Annotated in this window: 11 protein-coding genes; 4 read left to right on the forward strand and 7 right to left on the reverse strand. The window is 51.5% G+C overall.

Annotation, left to right across the window (positions count from 1 at the left end; translation table 11 throughout):
• Positions 1–163 precede the first annotated feature (163 nt).
• The 3 genes from E6P06_RS26285 to E6P06_RS26295 form a co-directional block, all read right to left on the reverse strand.
• Entirely contained in the window at positions 164–1012 is an 849-nt protein-coding gene (locus E6P06_RS26285; protein WP_044700373.1) for an EAL domain-containing protein, read from the reverse strand.
• 199 nt (positions 1013–1211) lie between these two features.
• Complete coding sequence (locus E6P06_RS26290; protein WP_032937221.1) at positions 1212–1652, reverse strand: winged helix-turn-helix domain-containing protein; 441 nt, start codon at positions 1650–1652, stop codon at positions 1212–1214.
• 522 nt (positions 1653–2174) lie between these two features.
• Positions 2175–2933, reverse strand: coding sequence for an SDR family NAD(P)-dependent oxidoreductase (locus E6P06_RS26295; RefSeq protein WP_139935844.1), 759 nt, complete (start codon positions 2931–2933; stop codon positions 2175–2177).
• 119 nt (positions 2934–3052) lie between these two features.
• On the opposite strand from E6P06_RS26295, the gene E6P06_RS26300 reads away from it, so the two are divergent.
• The 3 genes from E6P06_RS26300 (at position 3053) to E6P06_RS26310 (ending at position 6698) form a co-directional block, all read left to right on the forward strand.
• Positions 3053–3952 carry a LysR family transcriptional regulator gene (locus E6P06_RS26300; protein ID WP_048218807.1) on the forward strand — a complete coding sequence of 300 codons (900 nt, stop codon included), beginning with the start codon at positions 3053–3055 and terminating at the stop codon, positions 3950–3952.
• Positions 3953–3999: 47 nt separating this feature from the next.
• On the forward strand, positions 4000–5025 hold the full coding sequence (gene yhjD / locus E6P06_RS26305) for an inner membrane protein YhjD (RefSeq protein ID WP_016151136.1): 1026 nt from the start codon (positions 4000–4002) through the stop codon (positions 5023–5025).
• 350 nt (positions 5026–5375) lie between these two features.
• Complete coding sequence (locus E6P06_RS26310; protein ID WP_003023312.1) at positions 5376–6698, forward strand: MFS transporter; 1323 nt, start codon at positions 5376–5378, stop codon at positions 6696–6698.
• A gap of 93 nt (positions 6699–6791) precedes the next feature.
• Here E6P06_RS26310 and E6P06_RS26315 read toward each other — a convergent pair whose 3' ends face one another.
• Both E6P06_RS26315 and pdeH read right to left on the reverse strand, forming a co-directional pair.
• Positions 6792–8852, reverse strand: a complete 2061-nt coding sequence (locus tag E6P06_RS26315; RefSeq protein ID WP_060855205.1) for an AsmA family protein — start codon at positions 8850–8852, stop codon at positions 6792–6794.
• 78 nt (positions 8853–8930) lie between these two features.
• Entirely contained in the window at positions 8931–9698 is a 768-nt protein-coding gene (pdeH, locus tag E6P06_RS26320; RefSeq protein WP_003023308.1) for a cyclic-guanylate-specific phosphodiesterase, read from the reverse strand.
• Positions 9699–9928: 230 nt separating this feature from the next.
• Between pdeH and E6P06_RS26325 the strand changes: the two genes are divergently transcribed.
• A complete protein-coding gene (locus E6P06_RS26325; protein ID WP_016151138.1) occupies positions 9929–10858 on the forward strand; it encodes a sugar kinase in 930 nt (309 codons plus the stop codon).
• A 99-nt stretch (positions 10859–10957) separates the two neighbouring features.
• On the opposite strand, the gene E6P06_RS26330 is transcribed toward E6P06_RS26325, so the two are convergent.
• Entirely contained in the window at positions 10958–12451 is a 1494-nt protein-coding gene (locus E6P06_RS26330; RefSeq protein WP_016151139.1) for a pitrilysin family protein, read from the reverse strand.
• Between the two features lie 221 nt (positions 12452–12672).
• Positions 12673–13959, reverse strand: a complete 1287-nt coding sequence (dctA, locus tag E6P06_RS26335) for a C4-dicarboxylate transporter DctC (protein ID WP_003837746.1) — start codon at positions 13957–13959, stop codon at positions 12673–12675.
• Positions 13960–14036: the final 77 nt, after the last annotated feature.

Here is a 14036-nt window from a genome sequence, read left to right on the forward strand (position 1 = left end):
TCCTTAATATCCAATACTCAAAACTAGCTTATTAATATTAATTTTTGGAGTCTATATTTTCTAATAAAAATAAGGAACTCACAGTAACAGACAAATATGTTACAAAATAAAATGTCGCATCAATTGATCATCACCTGTGGTTTCCCCAGGCAGTATTGCTGTATCAATCGACACTAAAGGTTGCGGGCGATTGCATCACTCCGATCAGATCTTCAAGTGGAACGGGTCTGCATAAATAATACCCTTGTAAAAAATCACAGCGTTTCATGCGCAGATAATCGGCCTGAACCTGAGTCTCAACGCCCTCGGCAATCATTCGCAGACCCATCTTCTGCGCCAGCTCAATAAGCGTATCGACAATGCGGGTATCGCCCCCCTCACCAATCTGGCTGACAAACAGTTTATCTATCTTAATAAACTCCGGTTCCAGCGCGTGGAGGTAACACAGATTCGAGTATCCCGTCCCGAAATCATCTAACGCTACGGCGATATTGGATTTTCTCAACGCGGCAAACCACTCGCTTAGCTGAGGGGTAAAGTGCAGAGGGCGTCTTTCGGTAATTTCGATAACCAGTTGAACCTGAACCGGGGCAAGCTTTTGCATGAGCGCCACGACGTCCGACTCAAAGCGCGGATCGAGGCAGTTTTCGGGGCTCAGATTTAGGTTAAGGTAAAGTCCATTTGGGAAAAGGGGGAGCCGCGACTGCAGGTCGGCAATGACTTGCTGAATAAGTTGATGCGTCAGCGAGGCGATAAGACCATGCTCTTCCGCAAGGGGAATAAATATATCAGGGGGAATAGCGCCATACTGGGGATGCGTCCACCTGGCGAGTACCTCAATACCTGCAATTTCACCCGTCTGGCTGTTAAAAATGGGTTGATACACCGGTTGGAACTGCCGTTGAAGAATGGCTGCATTCAACGTTTTTACCGGTGCACAGGTGAGGAAACGGGCCAGTAATTCGCTGGCGTCAGAGAATAATATCGGGAGTTGCCTGGTTGTGGTAATCATCACGAGCCTCAAGCGTGCGGCGGCCTATTGAGGGCAACCGCACAGCAATCATCAGAACCTGACCCAATCGCCCTGGCCGTTATTGGTATCTATCGAACAATAACGCTATTTAGCGAAAATACATTGAAAATAAAAAGTAAAGATAACGATAAAAAAAGCCCCTCGCACTGCATGCTCAGGGCAAATACCTGGGTTGACATCACTCACTCAGGTTATCTATTTTCTCCCTTTTTTTGACAGCATGAGTTGGGAGTTCGCTCACTTTGTAATAAACGGGAATGACATCAGGATAATTGATGACATAACCCTGACCTCTTATATTAAGGATAAAATCCCTGGGTAACCCCAGCAGGCCAAGTTTATTATTAAGATTGTGCAGGACTTGCCATAATCTTTGCGCAGAGGGGCTCAGATTATGCGCTTCCCAGATTTTCTCAAATAATTCTTCTTTCGGTACCGGCTGGCTCCTGGCATTTATTAATAAATACAGGAAAAGCCTGAGCATTGTTTCATTAAAGTAAATTGACGCAAAAACGATGTTTTTCTCGGTATGGCTACCAGTAAGCCGATACAGTCGGCGATTAGAAATGTCAAAATGAATTTCAGCACCAATCATAAATCCATATAGACGATAGCCCATATCTTATACCCACGTTAAATGAAGACGAACATGCACCTCTACATATAAGCGTTGAGATAATCCATACCGTTTGTATGGTGGATTATATGACTGCTATAAATGCTTTCCAATCTTCATCCCAATCTACTATGAGGAAGCGGTCGTTTAGTATTCGTTTATGGTAGATTTAAGGTTATAAATGAAATTCACGATTTATTATTCTTCCTATGCGAAATTTTTAGCACATAGGCCATGTTTTCACATACGCGATCGAACGCTCAATTTTTAATGTCGAATTTTTAACATTTCAAAGAATTAAATTCTGAATCCGTGCGGGATGAGGAAGTGATCATGGTTTCTTCTGAGACAAATCCGCTGTCGAAGAAAAATGAGTTATTCAGAAAGTTTATCCCGGATTTCTTTCGGCACCGCGATCGCTGAATTAGATTGCAGATAATACCGGTAAACGCCACCAGCTATATTTTTACCTGGAGTGGCGCACCGGTTTTCTATTGCTCAAAAGCTGAATAAGATACGAGCGATTTACAGGAACATTCCGCCCGATACTTCGATACGCTGCGCTGTCATCCAGGCCAGCTCATCGCTGAGCAACGCGGCAATCGCGTCGCCAATATCATCCGGCAAGCCCGCGCGTCCCAACGCCGTTTGCGATGCCACATATGCATTCAGCTCTTTATTATCCCGCAGTCGACCGCCGCCAAAATCGGTTTCAATCGCCCCAGGCGCGATGATATTTACTGAAATACCCCGCTCTCCCAGTTCTTTCGCCTGATAACGCGTCAGTACTTCCATCGCCCCTTTCATTGAGGCATAGGCGGCATACCCTGGCAGCGCAAAACGCGCCAGTCCCGATGAAACATTCAGGATCCTGCCGCCATTCTGGATCAACGGCAACAGACGTTGGGTCAGGAAGAAGGGGCCCTTAAAGTGAATGTTCACAAATTGATCAAACATCGCTTCGGAGGTATCGGCAAAAGCGCCATACAGACCAATTCCGGCATTGTTCACTAAATAATCAAACGCCTCACGATTCCACATGCTCTTCAGCTGCGCTTGTACCTCATGGGTAAAGGACTCAAAGCCAGCCACATCGCTGACATTCAGTTGTATTGCCGCAGCTTTTCTGCCTTTTTGCTCAATTTCAGCAACCACATCCAGCGCCGCCTGCTGCTGGCTGTTGTAGGTAAAGATAATGTCCGTTCCTCTGTCAGCCAGCTTAAGTGCGGCGTTTTTACCGAGCCCACGACTACCACCAGTCACTAATGCGATACGTTGCGTCATAAGAAACCTCATTTCCGACGTTGTGATGATTGAGATAAAGCTTATTAGGTGATAGAAAAACAATAAATGTCGTCTGTTGCGCATTACTGTTTCATTTGGAACAACAATAGGGCATAAGAATGGATAAAATTCACGCAATGCAGTTATTCATCCGCGTCGCAGAACTGGAGAGCTTTTCGCGTGCGGCAGACACCCTTGGTCTTCCTAAAGGTAGCGTATCGCGCCAAATCCAGGCCCTGGAAAATCATCTGGGCACACAGTTGTTGCACCGCACTACCCGCCGCGTTCAGCTCACACAAGACGGTATGATCTATTACGAACGCGCAAAAGATTTGTTGAGCAATCTGGATGAACTGGATGGACTATTTCATCACGATCCATCCAGCATCAGCGGCAAGCTGCGCGTCGATATGCCGGTTGGCGTGGCGAGAAACCTGGTGATGCCCCGCTTACCCACTTTCTTGCATCAGTATCCCGGCCTTGAGCTCGAACTCAGCAGCAGCGACCGCCTGGTGGATTTGGTCCGCGAAGGTTTCGACTGTGTGGTACGCGTAGGCACGCTGAAAGATTCAGGGCTGATTGCGCGCCCAGTGGGGAAACTCACGCAGATTAACTGCGCCAGCCCGCAGTACCTCGCCCGCTTTGGTTATCCGGAAAGCCTGGAGGATTTAGCTTCACATGCAGTGGTGCACTACTCGGTCAATTTGGGAACGCGTGCGCAAGGTTTCGAAGTGGCGACAGAAAACGGCACGCAATGGGTTAAAACCGGCGGCATGCTAACGGTAAACAGTACCGAAACCTATCACGCGGCATGCCTTGCCGGTCTGGGCATTATTCAGGTACCGCGCGTTGGCGTGCGTGATGCCCTGCGCGCCGGTACGCTGGTCGAAGTGTTGCCGCAATATCGCGCCGAGCCAATGCCGGTCTCTTTGCTTTATCCGCATCGACGCAACCTCTCTCGCCGGGTACATCTGTTTATGGAATGGCTGACTGGCGTGATGAAAGACTATGTGGACTGACAAGCTATACTGTCCTGAGAATGAACAGAACAAGGATTATTGCCCTGATGACGCAGGAAAAAGAGATTAAACGCCCCATTCAGGAACTTGAGCACGCCCCCATCCTAAAAATTGAGCCCCTGGAGCAGGAAAATACAGAAACCAATGGTAAGACCAACCAGGCGTTGAAAACTGCCCTGACCTTCGCTGAAAAAGTTCAACGCCAGCCCATGATTGCCCATCTGATTCGGGCTGCGGAGCGGTTTAACGATCGCATGGGAAATCAGTTTGGCGCCGCGATTACCTACTTCTCGTTTCTGTCGATGATCCCTATTCTGATGGTGTCGTTTGCCGCCGCGGGTTTTATTCTCGCTTCGCATCCTACGCTGTTACAGGATATCTTCGGCAAAATTCTGCTCAACGTCAGCGATCCGACGCTCGCCTCTACGCTGAAAAACACCATTAATACTGCCGTACAGCAACGTACCACCGTCGGTCTGGTGGGGCTTGGCATCGCGCTCTATTCCGGCATTAACTGGATGGGAAACCTGCGCGAAGCAATTCGTGCCCAGTCGCGGGATGTCTGGGAGCGTACCCCGCAGGATCAGGAAAAAATTTGGGTCAAATATCTGCGTGATTTTATCTCATTGATTGGCTTACTGATTGCGCTGATTGTTACTCTGTCCATTACCTCCATTGCCGGCTCCGCCCAGCAGATGATTATCTCTGCGTTGTATCTCGACGGTATCGAATGGCTGAAGCCCGCCTGGCGACTGATCGGCCTGACCATCTCTATTTTCGCCAACTACTTGCTGTTCTTCTGGATTTTCTGGCGGCTACCGCGTCACCGACCGCGTAAAAAAGCGCTCATACGCGGCACATTTATCGCGGCTCTGGGGTTTGAAGTCATCAAAATGATCATGACATATACCCTGCCGTCACTGGTGCAATCGCCGTCAGGCGCGGCGTTTGGTTCCGTACTTGGATTGATGGCGTTCTTCTACTTCTTCGCTCGTCTGACTCTGTTTTGCGCTGCCTGGATTGCCACAGCAGAATACAAAGACGACCCGCGTATGCCGGGGAAAACGCAGTAGCCGCCGCCGGATTAGTTGTTAATTGCCGGATGGCGACGCACGCGTCTTATCCGGCCTACGGGTGAGTTTTGTAGGCCGGATAAGCGCAGCGCCATCCGGCAATTATAATGCCGCCCAATCTCACCGATTTAGTGAATAAATCCAACCCGTAACTTTTATTTAACCAAAAACCAGTTTTATCATCTAAGTTTTAAATTATGTGAAGCATTTCATGGAAGTGAAATCTCGAGCCTAAAAATTATCCCCTTTTTGCTCTATTTTTGACCGCTCTCAAAGTTTGTTACAGATTGAAATGTCTCTTTTGCTGTGCGTAATATGGCCTCTCGTTCGGCCAAAAATAAGAAAATATTATGCAAGCAACAGCCACAACACTCGACAACGAACAGGAACACACCCCGGTCAACTCGCGCAATAAAGTCGTCGTCGCCTCGCTCATTGGCACCGCCATTGAGTTCTTCGACTTCTATATTTACGCCACCGCCGCGGTGATCGTGTTCCCGCATATCTTCTTCCCGCAGGGGGATCCGACTGCCGCGACGCTACAGTCCCTGGCGACTTTTGCTATCGCCTTTGTGGCACGCCCGATCGGTTCTGCGGTATTCGGGCATTTCGGCGATCGCGTCGGTCGTAAAGTCACGCTGGTTGCTTCGTTACTCACCATGGGGATTTCGACGGTCGTCATTGGTCTGCTGCCGGGCTATGAAACGATCGGCATTTTCGCCCCACTGCTGCTGGCGCTGGCGCGTTTTGGCCAGGGGTTAGGTCTGGGCGGTGAATGGGGCGGTGCTGCGCTGCTGGCGACGGAAAACGCGCCACCGCGCAAACGCGCTCTGTACGGATCATTTCCGCAGTTGGGCGCGCCTATCGGCTTCTTCTTCGCCAATGGTACCTTTCTGCTGCTCTCCTGGCTGCTGACCGACGAGCAGTTCATGAGCTGGGGTTGGCGCGTACCGTTCATCTTCTCTGCGGTACTGGTGATTATCGGTCTGTACGTTCGCGTTTCGCTGCATGAATCCCCGGTCTTCGCCAAAGTAGCCGCGGCGAAAAAGCAGGTGAAAATCCCGCTGGGTACCCTGCTGACCAAACATGTTCGCGTGACGATCCTCGGCACGTTCATCATGCTGGCGACCTATACGCTGTTCTATATCATGACCGTCTATTCGATGACGTTCAGTACCGCTGCCGCGCCTGTGGGACTTGGCCTGCCGCGTAATGAAGTGTTGTGGATGCTGATGATGGCGGTGATTGGCTTTGGCGTCATGGTGCCGGTGGCGGGCCTGCTGGCCGACGCATTTGGTCGTCGCAAGAGCATGCTCATCATCACCACGCTTATCATTCTGTTTGCGCTGTTTGCCTTTAAACCACTGCTCGGCTCTGGCAATCCGGTGCTGGTTTTCGCCTTCCTGTTGCTGGGCTTAAGCCTGATGGGGCTGACATTTGGTCCGATGGGTGCGCTGCTGCCGGAGCTGTTCCCGACTGAAGTGCGCTATACGGGAGCGTCGTTCTCGTACAACGTTTCGTCGATTCTTGGTGCGTCCGTTGCCCCTTACATTGCCGCATGGCTGCAGGCGAATTACGGCCTGGCGGCGGTCGGTACGTATCTGGCATCGATGGCGGCGTTAACGCTGATTGCGCTGCTGTTAACCCATGAGACACGGCATCAATCGCTGTAATTTGATTGCCTGATGGCGCTATGCTTATCAGGCCTACTGACTGCAATCCCCCGTAGGCCGGATAAGGTGTTTACACCTCATCCGGCGCTCTCATCACTTCTTCATCTGCGACAGGATTGTCCGGCACTGATTAGCATCCCCTTCAGAAGGTGAAATCAGCGCCAGCAGGGCTGCCGCTGGCGTCACCAACGTTGCCAGCGCAGCAGCAACCGCACCGCGCGCAATCAGCGGTCCAGCCTTCACGCCTGCCTGCGGATTCTTAAAGGTGCCGCGAACATACAACGGCGAACGCAGAGTAATAATACGAATCCCTTTGCTCTCCGGATCGATGGTTAAATCCAGTTGCTCCGACGCAAAACTTGCCGTACCGGTGACATTAATGACTGCGTTTTCTGTATCAAAAGCAAAAATCTGCGGACGCGCCACGCCGTTAACAATATCCAGATTCGCCGCCGCGCAGTTCACCCGCACTTCGTCATCGCCAAATATCTGCCCGACAAGATAGTTCCCCAGATTCAAGCCCACAATTTCCATCAGATTCCGGCTGATCAAACCGTCATTCATCAGCAGTTTCAGGTTGCCATTGCTGTTACCCAACAGCGCCGCCACCGAGTTTCCGCTCCCACTAAACCTGGCGTCACCGTTCATTTCACCAAGCGTTTTTTGCATCAGTTCCACATCCGGCATCAGCGCTTTAAGCTTCAGGCGGCGAGCCTGGATATCCGCCTGCCCCCGCATCGGCTTTTTATCCCCTTCCAGATGGATGCTGGAAACAATGCTGCCTCCCGCAAGACCAAATTTCAGCGGTTGCAGACGCAGGTCGGCATTTTTCAGGATGATATGAGTGGAGAGATCGCTGATCGGCAGACTACTGCCATGCTCAATACGCCGTCCTTTGAAACGCACGTCAGCGTCCATTACGTTCCATTTGTCTGTTTCAAAACGGTCATACGGCAACACCTTGTCCGCAGGCTGAACGCTCTTCTCACCTTTGCGCTGTTCAGATTGTTTTGCCCGCTCCGCCCCTTTGCCTGAATCCACCCCGATCAGCGGCCCCAAATCGGCCAGCCTCAGCTGGCGTGATTCCACATCGCCCTTCAGCATGGGTCGCGGCTTGCCGGTGGTGTAGGCCAGCGTTCCGTGAATATCGCTGTCGCCAATGCGGCCATTGAAATCGCGATAATCAAAAACAGAGGATTTTTCCGGGTCAATTTTCGCTACCAGACGTCCGTCGGTTTCAAACGGCGGCGTATCCGGGAGCAGCACGCCGGTCAAATCGTATAAATCCCCTAGCGAATCTCCCGAGAATTTAAGTCGCAGATCCGCCCCGCCCATGTTCATCGGATCGTTTATCGTGCCGATAAACGCTACGCGCGTATTGCCCGAACGGAAATCAGCCTGAATCGGGAAAGGCGTATCTTCACCACGCAGCGCCAGCATTCCGCCAATTTTTCCGCTACCGCTTAGCGGTTCGCCGTTATATCGCCCTTGCACTTTCAGACCAAACACGTAGTCCTCGACGCGGGCGTTGCTCTCTTTACCTTTTGCGCCGGTCACTTCGCTAAAGGGCAACGGTTTGCCAAGCGGATCGACCAGGATCTCAATCTCCGACTTCGTCACCTTATCGTTAATGGCGATGCGTCCCTGGTCAAACAGAATGTTATCCAGCCGGAACGACCACGCGGATGGCGGCGCATTAGAATCGCGGTTTTCGTCCCCAGCTAAGTTAAAGGTCCAGTTATTGTTTTTCTCCGACAGGCGGATCAGCCGCGCATCGGGTTTGACCAGCTTGACCCACGGGAGCCAGACGGTTTTTGTCAGCAGTGCCAGTGGTGCGAGCGTAGCTTCAACACGCGGGAGATGCACCATGGTAACGTCAGGAATGTCTGGCGGGTTGCCGAGGATGATATCTTCAGCATGAACATGCGGCCACGGAACCCAGCTACGCCAGCCGGTTTCCTGCTTCTGGCGTTCCCAAACCACGCCCAGGTCACCCCGTATAGCAAAGGGCCGGTTGAGTTCTGTAGAGACTTTCTGGTTGATGGTCGGTTTGAGCCGGTTCCAGTCAAATGTCGCAATCACAATGATGAGTACGACGATCAACAACAAGAAAACCCCTATTACTGAAGTGGTTATTTTACCTGTTTTCGTCATGTCTAACCTCTCTACTTCCTTCCTTGCCTGTCCTAAAGATAGTCCAGCAGGATGAAAAGGAGGTGTGCTACGTCCTCATCAAAGCGACAGGATCACCTCTTCAAGCGTGTCCAGAGGCACTGGACGAGAGAGAAAATAGCCTTGTGCGGCAAAAGCCGGTGAGTTTTGCACATCGCGCCACTCTTCCAGCGTTTCAACGCCTTCGACAATCACGCCGCGGCAATAGCGGTTCATCAGCTGTAATAGTAGTGTGAAGAGATTACGTCCCTCCGGCGTCTTGCGCAGCATGACGAACAGGTCTCGCGCCACTTTGATATAGTCATAATTCACTTCACTAAGCGCCGAGAAGTTCGCCATTCCGGTACCAAAATCATCCAGCCAGAGCGGGCCAAACTCGCACATTGAGGCGAAGGACGACCCCTTCGGTAAGCGGATATGTTCCACTAGCTCAAAACGCAGCCACGGCAGGCCTTCAATGATTTTCAGGATTTCGGGATCCTGGCGCATCGCTATGAGCGTTGGTCCGTCGACGTTCACGGAAGCCAGCAGGTTGTTGGCTCTGAAAAAGTCCCCTTTCAGCTCAAGTTGAAGAAGTTGCTCTATCACCACATCAACACGATGTCGGACGGTTACTTCGGCAAAATAGCGGTCTGGCGCAATACGTTGGGATGGATTATCAGGATGGCTCACGACAGTCAGCAGTTCAACGGCCATCAGTCGTCCGTTGGTCTGGTAAATTGGCTGGTAGGTGTAAGCACGCTCGCACTGCAGCCAATAGCGTCTCTCCTGCAAGTTTTCAATACTCGCATCGAGCGTAATGAGCTGCTGGGTAACCTGCTTTATCATCTGAGATGTCCTGTAAATAAGAGTGTGACTGACCGGACTCGTCAAAGGTTATCGGCGCTCAGACGCAGAACTTTACGTTCAGCTGTGCGCAAAAATAAAAACTAAGCGGCAAAAACAACGCAGAACACGTGCTGGCTCAAAAAAATAATGGAACGTTGTTTTAATATAGTTGACCACTTAAAACCCACAGCGCACACTAACGCTAATTTTTTTCAGAGCAGGTTACGACTATGTCCAGAAAGATTGCCGTGATTGGCGAATGCATGATTGAGCTGTCACAGAAAGGCGCTGACGTTCAGCGCGGATTCGGTGGCGACACGTTGAATACATCCGTTTATATCGCCCGTCAGGTCGATGCTACGGCACTTTCCGTACACTATGTGACTGCACTGGGTACTGACAGTTTTAGCCAACAAATGCTGGAGTCCTGGCAGGGTGAAAACGTGGATACCTCATTAACCCAGCGCATGGAAAACCGCCTGCCGGGTCTCTACTACATTGAGACCGACAGCACTGGCGAGCGCACCTTCTATTACTGGCGTAATGAAGCCGCCGCAAAATTCTGGCTGGAGAGCGAGCAGTCTGCCGCGATTTGCGAAGAGCTGGCGACATTTGATTACTTGTATCTGAGCGGAATCAGCCTGGCGATTTTAAGCCCGGCAAGTCGTGACAAGCTGCTGTCGTTGCTGCGTGAATGCCGTGCCAACGGTGGAAAGGTCATTTTTGATAATAACTACCGCCCACGTCTGTGGAGCAGCAAAGAAGAAACCCAGCAGGTGTATCAGCAGATGCTGGAATGCACCAATATCGCATTCCTGACGCTGGACGATGAAGACGCGCTGTGGGGTGAAAAACCCGTTGCTGAGGTGATTGCCCGTACTCACGCAGCTGGTGTACAGGAAGTGGTTGTGAAGCGTGGCGCAGACTCTTGCCTGGTTTCCATCGCGGGCGAAGCGCTCATCGACGTTCCGGCCGTTAAATTGCCGAAAGAGAAGGTGATCGATACCACTGCGGCCGGAGACTCCTTCAGCGCCGGATATCTGGCGGTACGTCTGACCGGTGGCGATGCTGCTGAGGCCGCAAAACGCGGCCACCTGACAGCAAGCACCGTGATTCAGCATCGCGGGGCGATTATCCCACGCGACGCTATGCCGCAATAACGTCGATTATCCGGTCTGCATACCGTAGGCCGGGCAAGCGAAGCGCCCCGGCATCTCCAATGCCGGATGGCGGCGTAACCGTCTTATCCGGCCTACAGGTTATTGTACCGGCGGGATATCCGTCACTTCAGGGTGTGATTCATCCGTTTCAACAGATGTTGCCGCTGCGGTAACGGGCGCCATAATGCTATCCCACGTCGCCTGCAGATCCTTCATATTGAATTCAGGTTCACCCTTCGGCTGCAGCAGAATTAACGCCATATCTTGCGACAGCTGCTGTCGCAGGTCCTGATTCAACATCTCAACGCTCAGGCTGTTGAGGAAGCTCTGGCGTAAACGCTGATACTGTTCAGGCGCAATATCCACCACCTGATTTTGCAGCGAGCGCAAACGCTGGCTGATCAAAATATCGGTATCGGTACGACCATAGGTGGCAAACAGCTTCTGCAGTTCCAGATTCTTTTGCGCGACCAGCGCATTGAACTCTTCTTCCGGAAGTCCCTTATCACGCACTTTCGCCAGCTCACGCGCAACCGTACCCAGATTGGCGTTCAGCTTATCGTTTGGCGACTCAACGTTAATCGCACACTGCGCGCGCAGGAACAGCACCCGGCAGTCAAATCCGAGGCCAATGTCTTTGGCATTGTTTTTGGTTAGCTCTTGCTGAATGTGCCAGAACAGCGCCTCACGAGCTAAATCAGCGCGCCAGTATCGTAACAACGCGGCAGATTCACGGATCGGTTGCCACGGCGTATCCCACATAATAGACAGGCGATCCTGGCGTACCGCATCGGTCATAATGCTTACGGCTTCTGCTCGCAGCGGAGAGAGCGTAGGTACCGGTGCAGGCGTTTCGCGTTTTCCTTTTAACTCGCCAAAGGTTTTATTGATTTGCTCAGCTACGCTGCGTGCATCAACGTTACCGACGATGATCAGCGTCATCGCGTCCGGGGTATACCATTTCTGGTAGAAAGACTGAATTTTCGCCGCATCTACAGGCGTTTTCAGCGGATCGGCGGGATCGTGTCCCAGCAGAGTCGATCCCTTCAGACGGTAACGCCACCACCCTTCTTTGGTATCTGACGGCCAGGTTGCAACCATATCTTCGCTGCTCAGCGCATGATTGACCGTTTCAGAGGTGATGCTCAGATTGCCGGAGATATTCGCCAGGTAAGAAAGTGACTCTTTCAGTAGATCGTTACGGCTGTTTGGCAGACTGAGGTTGTACAACGTGGAATCATAGGAAACGATAACCGGCGGCATGGGACGTTTGGGATCGAACCCCTGCTGCCACAATGAACGGGCTTGCGTGGCATCGAGGCCACCGCTTTGCGTCAGCGCGATACGTGGGATCGCATGGCTGAAACCACTCTGTTGCGTACTTTCGGTGAGTGAACCGGTATTAACCAGCAGGCGGACCTCAATACGGTCGCTGGGGCGCTGGGGAGTGGCTAACACTTGCCACTGTAGACCATTTGCCAGCGTGCCCTGTTGCCACGCCGGGTCAGGCTGGAGCGCATCTGCCTGCACATAGCTGGCAGTGGCCATCATCAGCAAGCCGCCCGCTAAAAGTCGAATTTTTGTGCCCTGCATGTGAACCCCTGATCAACTATCCTGGAAATAAAAAGACAGCCCTCGAAAGGACTCTCTGAATATGACGTTAAAAACACTTCGTGTTAGACCGCGAGAACATAAAAATGTCACGGAAGAAGTGAAAAAATCCCGAGCCGCCGAATCGACGGTTTCAGGCACAGGGGGTAATTATGCGCAAACGCCCGCAGTCCTGGAAGGGACTACGGGCATAAGTGACGAGATTAAGAGGATAAATCGTGCGTTTTGCCATCCGGCGCACGATTATTCAGCACATCGTCCAACTTTTTATGGTCCAGTTCTTTGACCCATTTAGCGACGACGACAGTTGCCACACCGTTGCCGACCAGGTTAGTCAGCGCACGTGCTTCAGACATAAAGCGGTCAATACCAAGAATCAGAGCCAGACCCGCAACCGGCAAATGGCCCACAGCAGAGATCGTCGCGGCCAGAACAATGAAGCCACTGCCGGTCACACCCGCTGCACCTTTTGAGGAGAGCAGGAGCACCACCAACAGGGTTATCTGATGGAAGATATCCATATGGCTGTTAGTTGCCTGAGCGATAAACACCGCCGCCATCGTCAGATAGATTGATGTCCCATCAAGGTTAAACGAGTAGCCCGTGGGTATAACCAACCCGACAACCGACTTCCGGCAGCCCAGTTTTTCCATCTTATCGAGCATACGCGGCAGCGCGGATTCAGAAGAAGACGTACCCAGTACGATCAGCAGTTCTTCACGGATATAGCGGATGAATTTGAAAATGCTGAAGCCGGTTGCGCGAGCAATGGAGCCCAGAACCACAACCACAAACAGAATACAGGTGATGTAGAAGCAGATTATCAGCTGACCCAGTTGCACCAGCGTTCCGACGCCATATTTACCGATGGTAAAGGCCATGGCCCCGAAAGCACCGATCGGCGCCAGACGCATGATCATATTGATGATACCGAAAATAACCTGCGAGAAGCTTTCAATCACGTTGAAAATCATCTGGCCTTTGCTGCCCAGACGGTGCAGCGCAAAACCAAACATTACCGCAAACAGTAATACCTGCAGGATGTTACCACTGGCGAACGCGCCAATCACGCTACCCGGGATAATATCCATCAGGAAGCCTACGATCCCCTGGTCTTTTGCCTGTTCAGCGTAAATGGCAACCGCTTTAGCGTCCAGCGTCGCCGGATCGACGTTCATTCCGGCACCGGGTTGCACCACGTTGACGATGATAAGGCCGATGATCAGCGCAATCGTACTGACAATTTCAAAATAGAGCAGTGCAACCGCACCGGTGCGGCCTACTGCTTTCATACTTTCCATGCCTGCAATGCCGGTCACGACAGTACAGAAGATGACAGGTGCGATGACCATCTTGATGAGCTTAACGAAAGCATCACCAAGCGGCTTCATTTGGGCGCCTAATTCAGGGTAGTAATGGCCAAGGAGAATACCAATGGCAATTGCTGTCAGGACCTGAAAGTAAAGGCTTTTGAATATAGAGGTCTTCATAGGGTGTCCTTAAAGTAAAAACCACAGGTCTTGTAAGGTTTTGTTTAACCTGCGGCCTTAAAGTAACACCCACTCAA

This window comes from Citrobacter sp. CF971, from assembly GCF_006385635.1.
Taxonomy (GTDB): domain Bacteria; phylum Pseudomonadota; class Gammaproteobacteria; order Enterobacterales; family Enterobacteriaceae; genus Citrobacter; species Citrobacter freundii.